Origin of the sequence: Pseudomonas sp. GCEP-101, assembly GCF_025133575.1 — a bacterium.
Classification (GTDB): Bacteria; Pseudomonadota; Gammaproteobacteria; order Pseudomonadales; family Pseudomonadaceae; genus Pseudomonas; species Pseudomonas nitroreducens_B.
In genome coordinates, this window is record NZ_CP104011.1 from 2,297,678 (window position 1) to 2,316,960 (window position 19,283).

A 19,283-nucleotide genomic window follows, 5' to 3' on the forward strand; every position below is an offset into this window, starting at 1 on the left:
GAACATAATTATTAGAGAAGGCCAGGGCCGGCATGGCGGAAGTCAAGAGTCCTTTCGAGGTTCTCGTCCAGATCGATCAGCGCTGTCGGCAGCTGGCGGCGGGTCTGCCCGCCCAGCGCGAGATGGTGCAGAGCTGGAACGGCATCGGCTTTCGCATGGCTGGGCGCCTGTTCGTGGCGCCCATGGGGGAGGTCGGCGAGGTTCTTCACGAGCCGCGCTACACACTGCTGCCCGGCGTCCGTGACTGGGTGAAGGGGGTCGCCAACGTGCGCGGCCGCCTGTTGCCGATCATGGACCTGTGCGGTTTCCTCGGTGCGGAGCTTTCGCCTCTGCGCAAACAGCGGCGCGTGCTCGTCGTGGAACACCAGGAAGTCTTCGCCGGCCTCATCGTGGATGAGGTGTTCGGCATGCAGCACTTCCCGGTGGACACCTTCTCCGAGCAGTTGCCGCCGCTGGAAGCGGTCCTGCAGCCCTTTATCCATGGCGTCTTCCACCGGGAGCAACCCTGGCTCGTGTTCAGCCCGCATGCGCTGGCTCAGCACCCCGGGTTCCTGGACGTCGCCAGCTAGAGTTTGACCGGTTGGGCCGGCTCGCCGGCCCTTGTTGTGACATGGAAACCGTAAATCGTGGTGGGTCCAGGCGGGGGCCGAATATGAAAAATATAAAGGCAGGCAGTCTTTTCTCGGGTGCGCGCAGCAGCTCGCTGATCCTCGGACTCTTCGTGGTCCTGATCGTGGCGATCGTCCTGCTGTTCGCCAACTTCGCTTACCTCAACACCCAGGCGAACCACGACAAGCAGTACATCGGCCACGCCGGCGAACTGCGCGTGCTGTCCCAGCGTATCGCCAAGAACGCCACGGAAGCCGCCGCGGGCAAGGCAGAGGCGTTCAAGCTGCTCAAGGAAGCGCGCAACGACTTCGAGAAGCGCTGGAACATCCTCACCAAGGGTGACGAGAGCACCGGCCTGCCGCCGAGCCCGGATTCGGTACAGCCGCAGATGGCGGACGTGCAGAAGGACTGGGACACCCTGCGCAAGAACGCCGACTCCATCCTCGCCAGCGAACAGACCGTACTGTCCCTACACCAGGTGGCCGCGACCCTCGCCGAGACCATCCCGCAGCTGCAGGTGGAGTACGAGGAAGTCGTCGACATCCTGCTGGAAAACGGCGCCCCGGCCGACCAGGTCGCGGTTGCCCAGCGCCAGTCGCTGCTGGCCGAACGTATCCTCGGCTCGGTGAACAAGGTGCTCGCCGGCGACGAGAACTCCGTGCAGGCCGCCGACAGCTTCGGCCGTGACGCCAGCCTCTTCGGCCGCGTACTCAAGGGCATGAAGGAAGGCAACGCGGCGATGAGCATCTCCAAGGTGACCAACGCCGAAGCGGTGGACCGCCTCAACGAGATCGCCGAACTCTTCGAATTCGTTTCCGGCTCGGTGGACGAGATCCTCGAGACCTCGCCGGAACTGTTCCAGGTCCGTGAAGCCGCCAACACCATCTTCGGTGGCTCCCAGACCCTGCTGGACAAGGCCTCCAACCTCGCCGCCGGCTTCGAGAACCTGGCCGAAGGCCGTGTGTTCAACCAGGTCGCCAGCGCCGCGCTGGGTATCCTCGCCCTGGGCGCGATCATCCTCATCGGCCTGGTGATGGTGCGTGAAACCAACCGCCGGCTGGCCGAGACCGCCGAGAAGAACGAACGTAACCAGGCGGCGATTCTGCGACTGCTCGACGAAATCGCCGACCTCGCCGACGGTGACCTGACGGTGGCCGCGACGGTAACCGAGGACTTCACCGGTGCGATCGCGGACTCCATCAACTACTCCATCGACCAGCTCCGCGAGCTGGTGGAAACCATCAACCTGACCGCCGTGCAGGTGGCCGCCGCCGCCCAGGAAACCCAGGCCACCGCCATGCACCTGGCCGAGGCGTCCGAGCACCAGGCCCAGGAAATCGCCGGCGCCTCCGCCGCGATCAACGAAATGGCCGTGTCCATTGACCAGGTATCGGCGAACGCCTCCGAGTCCTCGGCGGTAGCGGAACGTTCCGTAGCCATCGCCAACAAGGGCAACGAAGTGGTGCACAACACCATCACCGGCATGGACAACATCCGCGAGCAGATCCAGGACACCTCCAAGCGGATCAAGCGCCTGGGCGAATCGTCCCAGGAGATCGGTGACATCGTGAGCCTGATCAACGACATCGCCGACCAGACCAACATCCTCGCCCTGAACGCCGCGATCCAGGCGTCCATGGCGGGCGACGCAGGCCGCGGCTTCGCCGTGGTAGCGGACGAAGTACAGCGCCTGGCGGAACGTTCCTCCGCCGCGACCAAGCAGATCGAGGCGCTGGTGAAGACCATTCAGACCGACACCAACGAAGCGGTGATCTCGATGGAACAGACCACCTCCGAGGTGGTGCGCGGTGCGCGCCTGGCGCAGGACGCCGGTGTGTCCCTGGAAGAGATCGAGAAGGTATCCAAGACCCTGGCGGCGCTGATCCAGAACATCTCCAACGCCGCCCGTCAGCAGGCCTCCTCTGCCGGCCACATTTCCAACACCATGAACGTGATCCAGGAGATCACCTCGCAGACCTCCGCCGGTACCACCGCCACCGCGCGCAGCATTGGTAACCTGGCCAAGATGGCCGGCGAGATGCGCCACTCCGTATCCGGCTTCAAACTGCCGGACACCGCCGAACAGGCCTGAGCAGAGGAGGTGCGCGGCTCCTGACCGGGTAGCGCACGACAATCTTGAGCGAGGGGCGCGACATGCAGGCAAGTGGCGTCTGGTCGTTGCAGCCGTTGGCCGACATGTCGGCCGCGGACTTCCGCGACTGGCAGGCACTGTTGGAAGACCGGACCGGCGTCGTCGTCAACGAACAGCGCCGCGCCTTCCTGCAGACCAGCCTGGGCGCGCGGATGCGCGAACTGGGCATCGCCGACTATGGCACCTACTACCGCCAGGTCACCGATGGCCCGCGCGGCGCCGTCGAGTGGTCGAACCTGCTGGACCGCCTCACCGTCCAGGAAACCCGTTTCTTTCGCCACAAGGCCTCCTTCGAGGTGCTGGAGCGTTACCTGCGCCAGCGTCTGGAACAGGTCGGCCCGAGCCGGCCGCTGGCCCTGTGGAGCGTCGGCTGTTCCAGCGGCGAGGAGCCTTACTCCCTCGCCATGGTGGCCGCCAAGGTACTCGACGACGCAGGTCTTGCGCCGCTGTTCGGCGTGACCGGCACCGACATCAGCCTCAATGCCCTGAACCGGGCGCGCGAGGCGAGCTATGCGGCACGCAAGCTGGACGATATCGACCCGGAACTGGCCACGCGCTATTTCAGCGCGCAGGATGACGGTCGATACCGTGTGATACCCGATCTCGCCGCGCGCGTGTGTTGCGCAAGGCTGAATGTGCTGGAACTGGCCAAGGCGCCAATGTCCGGCATGGACGTGATTTTTTGCCAGAACCTGCTGATCTATTTCCGCCGCTGGCGGCGGCGGGACATCCTCAATCGCCTGGCCGAGCGCCTGGCGCCGGGGGGACTGCTGGTGATCGGAGTGGGCGAGGTCGCCGATTGGCACCACCCGCTGCTCGAACCGGTCGCCGATGAGCGCGTTCTGGCCTTTACCCGGAAGGGATGACACAGACACATGAGTGGAGTGGCTATGGGTGATCGGCACGATTATGTCGCCCTGGAATGGGTAAAAGGCGAGATTGCCGAAACGCTCAAGCAGGCGCGGCAAGCCCTCGAATCCTACGTCGAGAATCCCCAGGACCCGACGCGGATGGGCTTTTGCCTGGCCTATATCCACCAGGTGCGCGGCACCCTGCAGATGGTGGAGTTCTACGGCGCGGCGCTGCTCGCCGAAGAAATGGAATACCTGACCCAGGCCCTGATCGACGGCAAGGTGGCCAGCCAGAGCGAAGCGCTGGAAGTGCTGATGCAGGCCATCCTGCAGTTGCCGGCGTACCTGGAACGCATCCAGAGTGCCCGCCGCGACCTGCCGATGGTCGTGCTGCCGCTGCTCAACGACCTGCGCACCGCCCGCGGCGAGAAGCTGCTATCGGAAACCAGCCTGTTCTCCCCCGACCTGTCCCAGCAGTCCCCGGTGCTGCCGGTGGACGCCCTGGCGCGCCTGCGCACCGCCGAACTGCCGGCGCTGCTGCGCAAGCTGCGGCAGATGCTGCAGGTCGCCCTGGTCGGCGTCATCCGCAACCAGGACCTGCCGACCAACCTGGGCTACCTGGCGCGCGTCTTCGCCCGCCTGGAGTCCCTGTGCAAGGACGCCCCGCTGGGCCGCCTGTGGGTGATCGCCTCGGCGATGATCGAAGGCCTGGCCAACGGCAGCATCGCCAACGGCACCTCCGTGCGTAACCTGCTGCGCCAGGTCGACCGCGAATTCAAGCGCCTGGTCGACCAGGGCGCCGACGCCATGAACCAGCCGGCGCCGGACGAACTGATCAAGAACCTGCTGTTCTACGTGGCCAAGGCCTCCGACCAGTCCCCGCGCGTTCGCGCCGTGAAGGACGAATACCGCCTCGATGACGCCCTGCCGGGCGCCGCGCTGGTGGACGAGGAGCGTGCCCGTCTCGCCGGCCCCGACCGCGACGCCATGCGCTCGGTCGTCGGCGCGCTGTGCGAGGAGCTGGTGCGGGTCAAGGACAGCCTCGACCTCTTCGTGCGCAGCGACCGCAGCGGTGTGAACGAGCTGGGCAGCCTGCTGGCGCCGCTCAAGCAGATCGCCGATACCCTCGCCGTGCTGGGCTTCGGCCAGCCGCGCAAGGTCATCCTCGACCAGATCGAGGTGGTCAGCGCGCTCGCCCGTGGCCAGCGCCAGCCTAACGACGCCACGCTGATGGATGTCGCCGGTGCGCTGCTGTATGTCGAGGCCACCCTGGCCGGCATGGTCGGCCCGAGCGAGGAGCCGGGCAGCGAAGAGAATGTGCTGCCGACCACCGACGTCGAGCAGATCCACCAGGTGGTGATCAAGGAAGCGCGCAACGGCCTGGAGCTGGCCAAGGACGCGATCATCGAGTTCATCGCCTCGCAATGGAACCACGAGCACCTGGCCCGCGTGCCGGAGCTGCTGACGCAGGTTCGCGGCGGCCTGGCGATGATCTCCCAGGAACGTGCGGCGAAACTGCTGGAAAACTGCAACCGCTACATCCAGGAACAACTGCTGGTGCGCCAGGCCGTGCCGGACTGGCACAGCCTGGACACCCTGGCCGACGCCATCACCAGCGTCGAGTACTACCTCGAGCGCCTGTCCGAGGACCACAACACCCAGGGCGACATGATCCTCGACGTCGCCGAGGAGAGTCTGGACAGCCTGGGCTACTCGCTCACGCCGCGCCCGTCGATCCTCGACGCCCCGCCGCCAGCCCATGTGCCGGCGCCGCTGGACAATCCGCTGGACGAAATCGACGTGCTGGCCGCCGAGCCGCTGGCCGAGCCGACCGAAGCGGTGCCGGTGGATGACGTCCCGGCACTGGCCGCGCCGGTGGAAATCGCCGACAGCTTCGAGCCGGTCAGCCTGGACGCGGCGCCGTTCGACGAGCCGTCGTTCGACGTGCCGGCCGAGCCGGTTGTCGTGGAGCAGGAGGCGTTAGCCGACGCGTCGCCGTTCGAACTCGCCGACCTCGACACGCCGCCCACGGCCGAGGAAAGTGCAGACAGCTTCACCTTCGAATCCCTGGAGCCGGTCGTCGAGCCGGCGAAGGCGGACGAGTCCGCGTTGCCGGCCGATTTCGACCTTGCCGGCGAGCCAGGCACCCTGCCTGCCGGCGAAGCCGAACCGACCTTCACCTTCGAGCCCCTGGCGCTGGACGCCGGCGTGCCGGCGGCAGAGCCCAGCGCCGACCTGGGCGCCTGGACCCTGGACGAGGGCGAGCCCCTGGCCGCCGCGCCGGTTGCGACCCTGGAGCCGGAGAGCCTCAGCTGGGACATCGAGCTGGAGCCGGCCGCCCCGATCACCGACACCACCCTGGCCGACGAAGGCTGGGCGCTGGACGACAGCCACAAGGCCGAGAGCATCGACTTCAGCCTCGAAACGCTGGACGAGACGCCCGCCCCCTCGCAGCCCGCCGAACTGAGCTGGAGCCTGGACGATGCCGCGCCGCTGGCCGAAGTGCCGCCCGCTGCGGCGGTGACGGAAGACCTCGCCAGCCTGCCGTCGCTGGAGGCCACGCCGGCCCCGCTGGACGAGCTGAGCTGGGACATGGAAACCCTTGCCCCGGCGGACGACAAGACCGCCGAGGAAGACTGGTTCAGCATCGACCTCAGCCAGCCGGCCGCCGAAACGCCGGCGCCGTCGCTGAAACTGGATGAACACTTCGCCAGCCTCGAAGCCGCGCCGCTGGTGACGCTGGAAACCCTGGACGACCTGAGCCTGGATGCGCAGCCGGACAGCCTCGAGCTGCCCACCCCGGACGCCGCGCTGGTCAGCGACGACAACTGGACCCTGGGCGAGCTGAGCGAGCCGACCGTGCTGGATGCGGGCGTCGACCTCAGCCTCGACGCCCCGCTGCACCTGGAGCCGCTGGAACCGCTGGAACCGCTGAGCGACGCTGAGGCGCCGAGCCTGCAGGCCGAGGCATGGAGCGACGCGAACATCGCCGATCTCGACCTGCCGGAGGTCGAGCTGCCCAGCCCGCCGGCCGAGCCCGAGCCGGTGGCCGAGGCGCCGGCCAAACCGCTGTCGCTGGCCGAGGTCATGGCCGCTCCGGTGCAGGCGATCAACCCGCCGGCCCAGGACGTACCGCCCAGCCTGCTGCCGCCGCCCGCCGACGAAGAGCCGATCGACGAAGAGCTGCGCGAAGTCTTCATCGAAGAAGCCGGCGAGGTGCTGGAAACCATCGGCGAATACCTGCCCGTGTGGCTGGGCAGCGCCGACGACCGTGAATCGCTGACCGAGATCCGCCGCGCCTTCCACACCCTCAAGGGCAGTGGCCGGATGGTCCGCGCGCTGGTGATCGGCGAACTGGCCTGGTCCATCGAGAACCTGCTCAACCGTGTGCTCGACCGCAGCATCGGCGACTCGCCGGCGGTGCAACTGGTGGTGCAGGACGTGGTGGCGCTGATGCCCGAGCTGGTCGGTGAGTACGCCGCCAACGCCCAGCGCCAGCGCGACGACGTCGACCGCCTGGCCGCTACCGCCCATGCCCTGGCCAAGGGGCAGCCGGTGCCGCCGCCCAGCGGCGGGCAGCCGGCAAGCGAGGCCGCACTGGCGGAAGAAGCCAGCGCCGCGAGCGAAATCGAGCAGGCGCCCCAGGCGGGCGAGGGCATCGACAGTCTCGACGAGAGCCTCGACCCGCAACTGCTGGAGATTTTCCGCAACGAGGCGGAAACCCACCTGGAAACCCTGGTCGGCTTCCTCGCCGATTGCGCGCAGCAGCTGCCGCAGCCGGTGACCGACGACCTGCAGCGCGCCCTGCACACGCTCAAGGGCAGCGCGCACATGGCCGGCATCCTGCCGATCGCCGAAATCGCCACGCCGCTGGAGCGGCTGGTGAAGGAATTCAAGACCAACCTGTTGCAGGTCGATCTGCGCGAGGCCGAGCTGCTGCACGCCGCCGAAGGCCTGTTCCGCGTCGGTCTCGACCAGTTGGTCGCCGGCCGTCCGCTGGCGCCCATCGAGGGCAGCGCCGAGCTGCTGGCACGCATCGCGCAGATCCACCAGGAGCGCCTGGAAGCCGCCGAGGCCAAGCGCCGCGGCGAAAGCGGCGAGGGCAGCGGCAGCGATCCGCAGCTGATCGGCATGTTCCTCGCCGAAGGCATGGACATCCTGCTGGACGCCGAGGACCTGCTGCGCCGCTGGCGCGAACACCCGCAGGAACGCCAGGAGCTGGGCGCGCTCCACGACGAGCTGGAAACCCTCAGCCGTGGCGCGCAGATGGCCGAGTTGCCGCAGATGGCCGAACTCGCCGACGCGCTGTTGGCGGTCTACGGCGCCGTGCGCGAGGGCCGCCTTGAGACCGGCGAGGCTTTCTTCACCGCCGCCGAAACCGCCCACGAAGCGCTGATCGGCATGATGGACCAGGTGGCGGCCGCGCTGCAGGTCAGCGCCCGCCCCGAACAGGTCGAGGCGCTGCACCGCCTGCTTGACGCTCCGGCGCCCCAGGACGATCAGCACGACGCCGCGGCCATCGAGTTCGTCGATCTGGAAAGCCTGACCGCCGACGACTTCCCGGCCGAGGACGAGGAGTACCTCCTGGGCGGCCGTCCGGTGGACGACGACAACCTGCCCGACGGCCTCAGCTGGCCGGCACGGGGCGACAACGACGGCGCCCCGCGCGGCGCCGCCGACGATGACGACGATGACGTCATCACCGCCGAGACGCCGCATGCCCATCCCGCCCCGCCGCAGCCGCCGCGCGCGCTGGACGAGGAAATGGTGGCGATCTTCCTCGAAGAGGCGGTGGACATCCTGGATAACGCCGGCCAGGCGCTGGACCAGTGGCTGGCCTCGCCCGACGGCCTCGCCGCACTCTCCACCCTGCAGCGCGACCTGCATACCCTCAAGGGTGGTGCGCGCATGGCGGAGATCCGCGAGATCGGCGACCTGTCCCACGAACTCGAATCGCTCTACGAAGGCCTGCTGGACCATCGCTTCCAGCACAGCCAGCCGCTGGGCGACCTGTTGCGCACCTGTCACGACCGCCTGGCGACCCAGCTCGACCAGTTGCAGGCCGGCCAGGCGCTGGCCGACCCGGCGGACCTGGTGCAGACCATCCGCACCTTCCGCCAGAACCCGGCCGCCGGGCTGAACTCGCCCCAGGCCCTTGCCGCCCAGCCGCAGCAGGACGACGCCGCGGCCGAGCAGGAGGAGACCCTGGTGCTGCCGCAGGTCAGCGAAGACGACCTGGAACTGGCGCTGCCCGCCGAGGCGCTGCCGCAGCCGGACGTCGCCCCAGCGCTGGGCGCGGTCGATCTCGACGGCGCAGACCTGGACAGCACCAGCCTGGACGGCGGCGAACTTCAGCCCCTCGATGACGCGGCAGTGGCCGAGCCGGCGCCGGATGCCGCGCCGGAGGACATCGACCTGCAGGCCTTCCTCGACGAAGCCGAGGCCGAGGTCGCCGAGTCGTCGCCCGCCGAGCCTGAAATCGTCGAGCCGGTCGCCGCTGCTGCCCCCGCCTCGGGCGTGCAGGACAGCGAGTACGAGCTGGACGAGGACCGCGACCAGGAACTGGTGGAGATCTTCCTCGAGGAAGGTTTCGACATTCTCGAAAGCTCCAGCGGCGCCCTGCACCGCTGGATGGAAAACCCCGACAACAGCGTCGAGCTGGAAGCGCTGCAACGCGACCTGCACACCCTCAAGGGCGGCGCGCGGATGGCCGAGATCCGCCCCATCGGCGACCTCGCCCACGAACTGGAATTCCTCTACGAAGGTCTCTGCGGCGGTCGCTTGCGCGCCAGCCCGACACTGTTCGAACTGCTGCAGCGTTGCCACGACCGTCTCGCCGAGATGCTCGAAGCCGTCCAACAGCATCGCCGGGTGCCGGGAGGTGAATCGCTGATTGACGCGATCCGCCGATTTCGCGCCAACCCCGACGAACAACTGAGCATCCCCAGCAGCGTCAGCCTGCACGCCATCGGCTCCGGCCACGCCGCGTCGGAAGGCCCGGAAGCCGACATCCTGGATATCTTCCTGGAAGAGGCCGACGATCTGCTCGAAGGCATGGAGCAGGCCCTCGGCCGCTGGGACGCCGAGCGCGAGAACGGTGCGCTGGACGAGCTGCTGCGTATCCTTCACACCCTCAAGGGCGGTGCCCGCCTGGCGGGCCAGACCAGCCTGGGCGACCTGGCCCACGACCTCGAACAGCACCTGGGTGAAGCCCAGCAGCAGGGCGCGCCCTGGCCGGAAAGCCTGCTCATGGACGCGCAGTCCGGCTTCGACGGCCTGCAAGCGGAAGTCGACCAGCTGCGCCTGCACCTGGGCGAGGTCGAGAGTGCCGACAGCCAGCCCGACGAGCCCCTCGTTGAGGAGCCCGTCGCCGAGCACGCCGCGCCGCTGAACCTGCCGGCCCTGCCCGAAGCCATCATGGCCGCCGCCGTGCCCCAGCGCGTCGACGCGCCGGTGGTGCTGCCCTTCGTCCGCCGTGCCCAGGAAGCCGCCCAGGAAGCCGCCGCGCGCCGCGCGCCGCAGGAACTGGTGAAGGTGCCGGCGCAGTTGCTCGAAGGCCTGGTCAACCTCGCCGGTGAGACCTCGATCTTCCGTGGCCGCGTCGAGCAGCAGGTGAGCGACGTCGGTTCGACCCTGGGCGAGATGGACGCCACCATCGAGCGGGTGCGCGACCAACTGCGCCGCCTCGATACCGAAACCCAGGCGCAGATCCTCTCGCGCCACCAGGCCGACGCCGAGCGCGCCGGCTACGAGGACTTCGACCCGCTGGAAATGGACCGCTACTCGCAACTGCAGCAGCTCTCCCGCGCGCTGTTCGAGTCCGCGTCCGACCTGTTCGACCTCAAGGAAACCCTGGCCGCGAAGAACCGCGATGCCGAGACCCTGCTGCTGCAACAGGCGCGGGTCAACACCGAGCTGCAGGAAGGCCTGATGCGCACCCGCATGGTGCCCTTCGACCGCCTGGTGCCGCGCCTGCGGCGGATCGTCCGCCAGGTGGCGAGCGAACTGGGCAAGCAGGTGGAGTTCGTCGTCAGCAACGCCGAAGGCGAGATGGACCGCACCGTGCTGGAACGGATCGTCGCCCCGCTGGAGCACATGCTGCGCAACGCGGTCGACCACGGCATCGAGTCCGGCGAGGCGCGCCGCATCGCCGGCAAGCCCGAGCAGGGCACCATCCGCCTGACCCTGGGCCGCGAGGGCGGCGACATCCTCCTGACCCTGGCCGACGACGGCGCCGGCATCCGCCTGGACGCCGTGCGCCGCAAGGCCATCGAGCGCGGGCTGATGGCCGAGGACAGCGAGCTGAACGACCACGAGGTGCTGCAGTTCATCCTCGAGGCCGGCTTCAGCACCGCCGAGAAGGTCACGCAGATTTCCGGCCGTGGCGTGGGCATGGACGTGGTGAACTCCGAGGTGAAGCAGCTCGGCGGCTCCATGAGCATCCATTCGCGCGTCGGCGAAGGCACCCGCTTCGACATCCGCCTGCCGTTCACCGTGTCGGTGAACCGCGCGCTGATGGTGCTCTCCGGCGAGGACCTGTACGCCCTGCCGCTGAACACCATCGAAGGTATCGTGCGCGTCTCGCCGTACGAGCTGGAAGCCCTCTACGAGCAGGCCGCCGCCGACGAATCCGGCGCCGCGCCGCGCTTCGAGTACGCCGGCCAGAGCTACGAACTGAAATACCTGGGCGACCTGCTCAACAACGGCCAGCATCCCAAGCTGGTCGGCCAGTCGCTGCCGCTGCCGGTGATCCTGGTGCGCTCGGCGGACCACGCCGTGGCGGTGCAGGTGGATGCCCTGGCCGGCTCGCGCGAGATCGTGGTGAAGAGCCTCGGCGCGCAGTTCGCCGGCGTCAGCGGCATCTCCGGTGCGACCATCCTCGGTGACGGTCGCGTGGTGGTGATTCTCGACCTGCTGGCGACCATCCGCGTGCTGCACGCGCAGCATGTCCAGCACGCTCCGCGCCGCCAACTGGCCGGCCCGGCCGCGGCGGACGTCGAGCACCAGCGCCCGACCCTGGTCATGGTGGTGGACGACTCGGTCACCGTGCGCAAGGTCACCAGCCGCCTGCTGGAGCGCAACGGCATGAACGTGCTCACCGCCAAGGACGGGGTGGACGCCATCGCCCAGCTGCAGGAACACAAGCCCGACATCATGCTGCTGGACATCGAGATGCCGCGCATGGACGGCTTCGAGGTGGCCACTCTGGTGCGCCACGATGAACAGCTGAAGGACCTGCCGATCATCATGATTACCTCCCGTACCGGCGAGAAGCACCGCGACCGTGCCCTGGCCATCGGCGTCAACCAGTACCTGGGCAAGCCGTACCAGGAATCCGAGCTGCTGGAGAACATCCAGAAGCTGGTGAAGGCCCATGTCTGAGCAGAGCACGCCGCGGATCGCGGTGATTGCCGACACCTCCCTGCAGCGCCACGTGCTGGCCCAGGCCCTGGCCGGCCATGGCTACCAGGTGGTGCTCAACGCCGACCCGGCGCGCCTGGAAAGCGAGCAGCTGGACGCCTGCGAGACCGACCTGTGGCTGGTGGACCTGGCACAGCAGGAAGACTCGCCGCTGGTGGACAACCTGCTGGAACAGTCGCGGGTCCCCGTGCTGTTCGGCGAGGGGCATGCACCGGAGCGGCATTCCGAACATTACCCGCGCTGGGAGCGCCGGCTGGTGTCCAAGCTGCGCAAGCTGGTGGGCGACCCCAGCGCCGGCGTCGGCCGCAGCCTGGCCGCCCTGCTCGACGAAGCGCAGCGCCCGAACCGCGTGGCGCTGCCCGAGGATCTCGCCGCTTCGCCACTGAAGGCCGGCGAACCGGCGGCGCAGGTCTGGCTGCTGGCTGCTTCGCTGGGTGGCCCGGCGGCGGTGAAGACCTTCCTCGATGCGCTGCCCGGCGGCCTGCCGGTGGGCTTCCTGTATGCCCAGCACATCGATGCGTCGTTCGAGGCGAACCTGCCGCAAGCGGTCGGCCGCCACAGCCAGTGGCACGTCAACACCGTGCGCGACGGTGACCCGGTGCGCTGCGGCGAAGTCGTCGTGGTGCCGATCGCCCGCGAGCTGGGCTTCGACGATTCGGCGCGGATGCACGTGCAGGATCGTGGCTGGCCGGAACCCTACAGCCCGTCCATCGACCAGATGATGCTCAACCTCGCCCAGCAGTACGGCGAGCGCTGCGGCGTGATCGTGTTCAGCGGCATGTGCAGCGACGGCAGTGCCGCCGCGGCCTACGTGCGCCGCCAGGGCGCGCCGATCTGGACCCAGCGCGCCGACAGCTGCGCCTGTTCGAGCATGCCCGACAGCCTGCGCGAGGGCGGCTACAGCACCTTCTCCGGCGACCCGCGCGAACTCGCGGCGGCGCTGGTCAATCACCTCGCCGAGCAATGCGTCGGCGCAGTCACGCAGTGAGATAAGGCCCGATGAGTGATCTTCCCATCGCCAATGCCAGCACCGCCGTTGCCCATGGCGCCGCGGCCAACGCCGCCCCCGGCAGCCTGACGGCCCTGCTGGTGCCGCTGGCCGACCGCAACCTGCTGCTGCCCAACGTGGCGGTGGCCGAGCTGATCACCTACCGCGCGCCGCACCCGGTGGACGGCCTGCCGTCGTGGTACCTGGGCCAGGTGGCCTGGCGCGACCTGCGCCTGCCGCTGCTGTCCTTCGAGGCGGCCTCCGACGGTCAGGCCGAAGTCAGCCCCGGTGCACGGGTGATCGTGGTCAACGCCCTGGGCGGGCGGCCCAACGTGAAGTTCTTCGCCCTGCTGGTGCAGGGCATCCCGCGCTCGGTGAAAGTTGGCGGCGACCTCAAGCGCGCCGACGTGGCGCTGGCGCCGCTGGAGCTGGACGCGGTGGACCTGGGCGACGCCCAGGCGCGCATCCCCGACCTGGTCGCGCTGGAACAGAAGCTGGCCGACTCCGGCCTGATCTGAGCCCGCCATGAGCGCTGGCCTGCGCCTCGCCCAGCTGGGGGAGCAACCCGGCTTCGAGGTGGCCGGCGCCACCCTCGGCGGCCATCGCTTCGAACGCCACAGCCACGACGAATTCGTCATCAGCGCCAACCTGCGCGGCGAGGAAAGCGTCTGGCTGGACGGCCGCACCTTCGAGGCCGGCCCCGGTGCCGTCACCACCTACAACCCCGGCCAGATCCAGGGCGGCGGCGTTGCCGAGGGCCAGCCCTGGCAATTCGTCAGCCTCTACGTCGCGCCCGATCCGCTGGCGGCGATGCTCGGCCTGCAACGCCTGGAATTCGAATGCCCCAGTCGCCGCCTGCCGACCCTGGCCGCTGCCCTGGCGGACGCCGTGGAGCGCGTGCTGGGCGAGGACAGCTTCGTTCGCCAGCGGGGCGAAGAGCGCCTGACCCTGCTGCTGGCCGAGATCGCCCGCGCCACGGGCGTACGCCTGCCGCAGGAGGCGGTGGAGCAGGGCGGGCGGATCACCGACCTGCAGGACTGGCTGGCCGCCGACCTGGCGCGCCAGCCCAGCCTCGACGAGATGGCGGCCTACCTTGGACTGTCGCGCTTCCACCTGCTGCGCAGCTTCCAGAAACAGGTGGGCCTGAGCCCCCGGCAATGGGCGATGCAACTGCGCACCCGCCGCGCCCAGGCGCTGCTGCGCGCCGGCCTGCCGGCCACCGCGGTGGCCCATGAGCTGGGCTTCGCCGACCAGAGCCACCTGAACCGGCACTTCCGCGCGGCCTACGGCGTGTCGCCAGGGCACTTCCAGCGCGCCCTGCGCTGAGCAATCCGGTTCAAGTCCGGCGGCCGCCGCCCGGGCAGAATCGCCCCATCGCCATCCTGTCCGGAGCCGCTCCATGACCCTGTTTTTCGCCGCGCTGCTGTTCGGCATCGTCTTCTGCCTGTCGCCCGGCGCGGTCCTCGCCGATACCCTGCGCCGCGGTTTGAAGGGCGGCTTCCGCCCGGCGCTGCTGGTGCAGTTCGGCTCGCTGATCGGTGACGCGGTGTGGGCGCTGATCGGCCTGACCGGGCTGGCGCTGCTGCTGGGCCACGAGACGTTGCGCCTGCCGCTGACCCTGGCCAGCGCAGCCTACCTGGCCTGGCTAGGTGTGCAGAGCCTGCGCGATGCGCGCCAGGTTGGCGGGGTAGAGGAGGGCGACAGCGCCGAACACCACGCCGGCGCCTTCGCTTCCGGGGCCATGCTGTCGCTGTCGAACCCGAAGAACATCGTCTACTGGGGCGCCCTGGGCGGCGCCATGGCCGGGCTGGTGGACGGCGTGCCGACGCTGGCGGACTCGCTGGTGTTCTTCGCCGGCTTCATGACCGCCTCGGTGCTCTGCTGCTTCCTCTGTGCCGCGCTGGTGGACTGGCTCCGACGCAACGCCTCGCCGCGCTGGCACCGGGTGAGCCATGCGTTGTGCGGGGTCGTGCTGCTGGTGCTGGCGGGGTTGGCGTTGCGGGGGATCTGATTCGCCGGATACGCCAGCGCTGTGTGGTTCGCGAGCAAGCTCGCTCCTACAGCTCGCCGGCCAGCTCGGAGTGCTTTTCGTAGGAGCGAGCTTGCTCGCGAACCTGTCTGGCATCGGCGTTGCCGGTTGCCCTCACCCCAGCCCTCTCCCTGCGGGAGAGGGTTAGGGTGAGGGGCTCAGGGGGTGGCGTTAATTGTGACCTTAGAAATCGCCCCACAGCTGCTGCGCCACGCTCAACGCCACCACCGGCGCCGTCTCGGTGCGCAGCACGCGCGGCCCCAGTCGTGCGGCGTGGAAGCCAGCGCCCTTGGCCTGTTCCACTTCCGCCTCGCTCAAGCCGCCCTCCGGGCCGATCAGGAAGGCCAGGCTGGATGGTTTGTCGTGGCTGGTGAGCGGCTCGGCGACCGGGTGCAGCACCAGCTTGAGCTGCGCTTCGCAGCTTTCCAGCCAGTCGGCGAGGGTGATCGGCGCGTTGAGCACCGGCAGCACCGAGCGGCCGCATTGCTCGCAGGCGCTGATCGCCACCTGGCGCCAGTGGGCCATGCGCTTGTCGGCGCGTTCGTCCTTCAGGCGCACTTCGCAGCGTTCGCTGACGATCGGGGTGATTTCGCTGGCGCCCAGTTCGGTGGCCTTCTGGATCGCCCAGTCCATGCGCTCGCCGCGGGACAGGCCCTGGCCCAGGTGCACGCGCAGCGGCGATTCGGCCTGGCCGTCGAAGGCTTCGCGCAGTTCCACGCGGACGTTCTTCTTGCCCACCTCGATCAGTTCGCCCAGGTACTCGCGGCCCGAGCCGTCGAACAGTTGCACGGCGTCGCCAGCGGTGTGCCGCAGCACGCGGCCGATGTAGTGGGCCTGGGCTTCGGGCAGTTCGTGCTGGCCGAGGGAGAGCGGGGCGTCGATGAAGAAGCGGGAAAGGCGCATGGCTGATCGCTACAAGCTGCAAGGGGAAAGCCGCAAGCATAAAGCCAGTTAGCGCCAGCTCGAAGCTTTTGCTGTCGGCGTATGGCTTGCGGCTCGTTGCTCGCCGCAGGCGCCTCAACCCGGATCGCGGTGCTCGGGGAAGCGTTCGCTGACGGCCACGCTGACGCCGTCGCGGGTGGCGATGTCGATGCCTTCGCTGGCGACCTCGGCGAGGAAGTCGATATGCTCGGGGGTGATGATGTACGGCGGCAGGAAGTACACCACGCTGCCCAGCGGGCGCAGCAGCGCGCCGCGCGTAAGGCCGTGCTGGAAGACCTTCAGGCCGCGGCGCTCCTGCCAGGGATAGGCGGTTTTCGTCGCCTTGTCCTGGACCATCTCGATGGCGAGGATCATGCCGGTCTGGCGGATTTCCGAGACGTGCGGGTGGTCGGCCAGGTGCGCGGTGGCGCTGGCCATCCTGGCGGCCAGGGCCTTGTTGGCCTCGATGACGTTGTCCTGCTCGAAGATGTCCAGGGTCGCCAGGGCGGCGGCACAGGCCAGCGGGTTGCCGGTATAGGTGTGCGAGTGGAGGAAGGCGCGCAGGGTGGCGTAGTCGTCGTAGAAGGCCTGGTAGACCTTGTCGGTGGTGAGCACCGCGCTCATCGCCAGGTAGCCGCCGGTGAGCGCCTTGGACAGCACTAGGAAGTCCGGGGTGATACCGGCCTGCTCGCAGGCGAACATGGTGCCGGTACGGCCGAAGCCCACGGCGATTTCATCGTGGATCAGGTGCACGCCATAGCGGTCGCACGCCTCGCGCAGCAGCTTGAGGTAGACCGGGTGGTACATGCGCATGCCGCCGGCGCCCTGCACCAGCGGTTCGACGATGACGGCCGCCACCTCCTGGTGATGCTGCTCCAGCGCCTGCTCCATGGCGGCGAACATCGTCCGCGAGTGCTCTTCCCAGCTCACGCCCTCGGGGCGCAGGTAGCAGTCGGGCGTCGGCACCTTGATGGTGTCCATCAGCAGCGATTTGTAGGTCTCGGTGAACAGCGCCACGTCGCCCACCGACATCGCCGCCACGGTTTCGCCGTGGTAGCTGTTGGTCAGGGTGATGAAGCGCTTCTTCTCCGGCTGGCCGAGGTTGTGCCAGTAGTGGTAGCTCATCTTCAGCGCGACTTCGATGCCGGCCGAGCCGCTGTCGGCATAGAAGACGCGGGAGAAACCGGCCGGCGCCAGGCGCAGCAGGCGTTCGGACAGCTCGATCACAGGCGCATGGCTGAAACCGGCGAGGATCACGTGCTCCAGCTGGTCCACCTGGTCCTTGATGCGCTGGTTGATGCGCGGGTTGGCGTGGCCGAAGACGTTGACCCACCAGGAGCTGACCGCGTCCAGGTAGCGCTTGCCTTCGAAGTCCTCCAGCCAGATGCCTTCGCCGCGGCGGATCGGGATCACCGGCAGGCGTTCGTGGTCTTTCATCTGGGTGCAGGGGTGCCACAGCACCTCGAGATCGCGCTGCATCCACTCGGCATTCAGGCCCATGGCGGTACTCCTCTTCGTCACTGTCGGCTCGCTCTGGGCGGCAAGCCTATGCAATGCACTTGAGATGAACAAGGACGCGTCCTACGACACATCCCGCTGGCAGCCGACCAACATGGCTATTCGGCTTTCAGGCGCTCACGTATGCTTCGCGCTTTTGCACCAATTCGGGGAATTCCGGCGATGAAAATGGGATGGCTGCGCGCTGCCGCGTTGCTTGCTCTGGGGGTGTTCAGCGCAGTGGCGCTGGGCAAGGACAAACAGCCGACCGCCATTGTGGTCGGCGGCGGGCTCGCCGGTCTTTCCGCGGCCTATGAGCTGCAGCAGGCGGGCTGGCAGGTCACCCTGCTCGAAGCCAAGCCGCAGGTGGGCGGCCGCTCGGGCCTGGCCACCAGCGAGTGGATCGGCAACAAGAAGGCCCAGCCGACCCTCAACGGCTACCTTGATGCCCTGAAGGTGAATTCGGTGCCGGCGCCGGAGTTCGTCCGTACCCCGAGCTACCTGATCGACGGCGTCTACTACACCAGCGCCGACCTGAAGACCAAGATGCCGGCCGTCGCCGCGGACCTCGAACGCTTCGAGAAGTCCCTGAACGAGCTGTCCGCGTCCATCGACGACCCGCTCAACCCGCTGGCGAACAAGACCCTGTTCGCCCTCGACCAGCTCACCGCCGCACGCTGGCTGGACAAGCTCAACCTGTCGCCCACCGCGCGCCTGCTGGTCAACCAGCGCATCCGCTCGCACTACGACGAACCGTCGCGCCTGTCGCTGCTCTACCTCGCCCAGCAGGGCCGTGTGTACCGTGGCGTCGACGACCGCGACCTGCGCGCCGCGCGCCTGCCCGGCGGCAGCCAGGTGCTGGCCCAGGCCTTCGTCAAGCAGATCAAGACCATCAAGACCAACGCCAAGGTCACCGCGATCAACCAGGACAAGGACGGCGTGACCGTGAAGGTCGGCCCCACCGGCTACACCGCCGACTACCTGGTGCTGGCCGTGCCGCTGCGCGCGCTGGGCAACATCACCCTGACCCCAGGCCTGAACGAGAAGCAGCTGGCGGCGCTCAAGGGCACCAACTACGGCTGGCGCGACCAGATCCTGATGAAGTTCAAGCGCCCGGTGTGGGACGACAAGTCGCGCCTGTCCGGCGAGATCTACAGCGACCAGGGCCTGGGCATGATCTGGGTCGAGCCCGCGACCAAGGGCGGCGCCAACGTGCTGATCAACCTGTCCGGCGACAACGCCCGCGTCATGCAGGCCTTCGGTGACCGCCAGCTCTCCGAGCAGGTGCTGATCCGTATGAACAAGTACTACCCGAAGATGCGCGGCGCCTACGACGGCTATGAAATGCGTCGCTACAGCACCGACGCCGGCACCGGCGGTTCCTACCTGGCCTACGGCCCGGGGCAGATCAGCCGCTTCTGGCGCGTTTGGGAGACCCCGGTGTCCCGCGTCGCCTTCGCCGGCGAGCACACCGACGCGCTGTATCCGGGCACCATCGAAGGCGCGCTGCGCAGCGGCAAGCGCGCTGCCGCCCAGGTGCGCGACCTGTACGCCGGCAAGACGCCGGTGCTCGAAGGCAAGGCGATGATCGCCGAGAACAAGCCGGCCGCCAGCGACAAGCCGGCCGAGAAGGGCGAGAAGAAGGGCATCATGTCCTGGCTGCCGTTCTGATCGAACCCGTTCCATCGACAATGCCGGCGTCAGCCGGCATTGTCGTTTCTGGCTCTGGGACGGGCGTTTCAGGCCAGGGATCTATCTTGTCAGTCGATGTTTCAAAGCAGATTTTTCTGCTTTTATTCGATGGATTAACCGCTA

11 protein-coding genes are annotated in these 19,283 nt (G+C 68.3%); 9 read left to right on the forward strand and 2 right to left on the reverse strand.

Annotation, left to right across the window (positions count from 1 at the left end; translation table 11 throughout):
• Positions 1–32: 32 nt before the first annotated feature.
• The 8 genes from N0B71_RS10455 (at position 33) to N0B71_RS10490 (ending at position 15,032) form a co-directional block, all read left to right on the forward strand.
• Positions 33–569, forward strand: coding sequence for a chemotaxis protein CheW (locus N0B71_RS10455; RefSeq protein WP_259758808.1), 537 nt, complete (start codon positions 33–35; stop codon positions 567–569).
• Between the two features lie 83 nt (positions 570–652).
• Positions 653–2,701 (forward strand): methyl-accepting chemotaxis protein, encoded by a 2,049-nt coding sequence (locus tag N0B71_RS10460; protein ID WP_259758809.1) that lies wholly within the window; start codon positions 653–655, stop codon positions 2,699–2,701.
• A 62-nt stretch (positions 2,702–2,763) separates the two neighbouring features.
• Positions 2,764–3,627: a protein-glutamate O-methyltransferase gene (locus N0B71_RS10465; RefSeq protein ID WP_259759525.1), complete on the forward strand. Its 864-nt coding sequence runs from the start codon at positions 2,764–2,766 to the stop codon at positions 3,625–3,627.
• Between the two features lie 24 nt (positions 3,628–3,651).
• Complete coding sequence (locus N0B71_RS10470; protein ID WP_259758811.1) at positions 3,652–11,994, forward strand: hybrid sensor histidine kinase/response regulator; 8,343 nt, start codon at positions 3,652–3,654, stop codon at positions 11,992–11,994.
• The gene (locus N0B71_RS10475; protein WP_259758813.1) at positions 11,987–13,021 is read left to right on the forward strand and encodes a chemotaxis protein CheB; all 1,035 of its coding nucleotides are present in this window, start codon (positions 11,987–11,989) and stop codon (positions 13,019–13,021) included. The genes N0B71_RS10470 and N0B71_RS10475 overlap by 8 nt, the downstream gene beginning before the upstream one ends.
• An 11-nt stretch (positions 13,022–13,032) precedes the next feature.
• Complete coding sequence (locus N0B71_RS10480; protein ID WP_259758815.1) at positions 13,033–13,539, forward strand: chemotaxis protein CheW; 507 nt, start codon at positions 13,033–13,035, stop codon at positions 13,537–13,539.
• Positions 13,540–13,546: 7 nt separating this feature from the next.
• Positions 13,547–14,347, forward strand: a complete 801-nt coding sequence (locus N0B71_RS10485) for an AraC family transcriptional regulator (protein WP_259758817.1) — start codon at positions 13,547–13,549, stop codon at positions 14,345–14,347.
• Between the two features lie 73 nt (positions 14,348–14,420).
• Positions 14,421–15,032 (forward strand): LysE family translocator, encoded by a 612-nt coding sequence (locus tag N0B71_RS10490; RefSeq protein WP_259758819.1) that lies wholly within the window; start codon positions 14,421–14,423, stop codon positions 15,030–15,032.
• A 201-nt stretch (positions 15,033–15,233) separates the two neighbouring features.
• On the opposite strand, the gene N0B71_RS10495 is transcribed toward N0B71_RS10490, so the two are convergent.
• Both N0B71_RS10495 and N0B71_RS10500 read right to left on the reverse strand, forming a co-directional pair.
• Positions 15,234–15,953, reverse strand: coding sequence for a 16S rRNA (uracil(1498)-N(3))-methyltransferase (locus N0B71_RS10495; protein WP_259758821.1), 720 nt, complete (start codon positions 15,951–15,953; stop codon positions 15,234–15,236).
• A gap of 114 nt (positions 15,954–16,067) precedes the next feature.
• Complete coding sequence (locus N0B71_RS10500; RefSeq protein WP_259758822.1) at positions 16,068–17,471, reverse strand: adenosylmethionine--8-amino-7-oxononanoate transaminase; 1,404 nt, start codon at positions 17,469–17,471, stop codon at positions 16,068–16,070.
• Between the two features lie 180 nt (positions 17,472–17,651).
• Between N0B71_RS10500 and N0B71_RS10505 the strand changes: the two genes are divergently transcribed.
• Positions 17,652–19,139 (forward strand): flavin monoamine oxidase family protein, encoded by a 1,488-nt coding sequence (locus N0B71_RS10505; protein WP_259758824.1) that lies wholly within the window; start codon positions 17,652–17,654, stop codon positions 19,137–19,139.
• Positions 19,140–19,283: the final 144 nt, after the last annotated feature.

Excerpts from the sequence above, each read along its gene's own strand:
- N0B71_RS10455 (WP_259758808.1), top strand. The coding sequence starts at position 33 with ATGGCGGAAGTCAAGAGTCCTTTCGAGGTTCTCGTCCAGATCGATCAG.
- N0B71_RS10460 (WP_259758809.1), top strand. The coding sequence starts at position 653 with ATGAAAAATATAAAGGCAGGCAGTCTTTTCTCGGGTGCGCGCAGCAGC.
- N0B71_RS10465 (WP_259759525.1), top strand. The coding sequence starts at position 2,764 with ATGCAGGCAAGTGGCGTCTGGTCGTTGCAGCCGTTGGCCGACATGTCG.
- N0B71_RS10470 (WP_259758811.1), top strand. The coding sequence starts at position 3,652 with ATGGGTGATCGGCACGATTATGTCGCCCTGGAATGGGTAAAAGGCGAG.
- N0B71_RS10475 (WP_259758813.1), top strand. The coding sequence starts at position 11,987 with ATGTCTGAGCAGAGCACGCCGCGGATCGCGGTGATTGCCGACACCTCC.
- N0B71_RS10480 (WP_259758815.1), top strand. The coding sequence starts at position 13,033 with ATGAGTGATCTTCCCATCGCCAATGCCAGCACCGCCGTTGCCCATGGC.
- N0B71_RS10485 (WP_259758817.1), top strand. The coding sequence starts at position 13,547 with ATGAGCGCTGGCCTGCGCCTCGCCCAGCTGGGGGAGCAACCCGGCTTC.
- N0B71_RS10490 (WP_259758819.1), top strand. The coding sequence starts at position 14,421 with ATGACCCTGTTTTTCGCCGCGCTGCTGTTCGGCATCGTCTTCTGCCTG.
- N0B71_RS10495 (WP_259758821.1), bottom strand. The coding sequence starts at position 15,953 with ATGCGCCTTTCCCGCTTCTTCATCGACGCCCCGCTCTCCCTCGGCCAG.
- N0B71_RS10500 (WP_259758822.1), bottom strand. The coding sequence starts at position 17,471 with ATGGGCCTGAATGCCGAGTGGATGCAGCGCGATCTCGAGGTGCTGTGG.
- N0B71_RS10505 (WP_259758824.1), top strand. The coding sequence starts at position 17,652 with ATGAAAATGGGATGGCTGCGCGCTGCCGCGTTGCTTGCTCTGGGGGTG.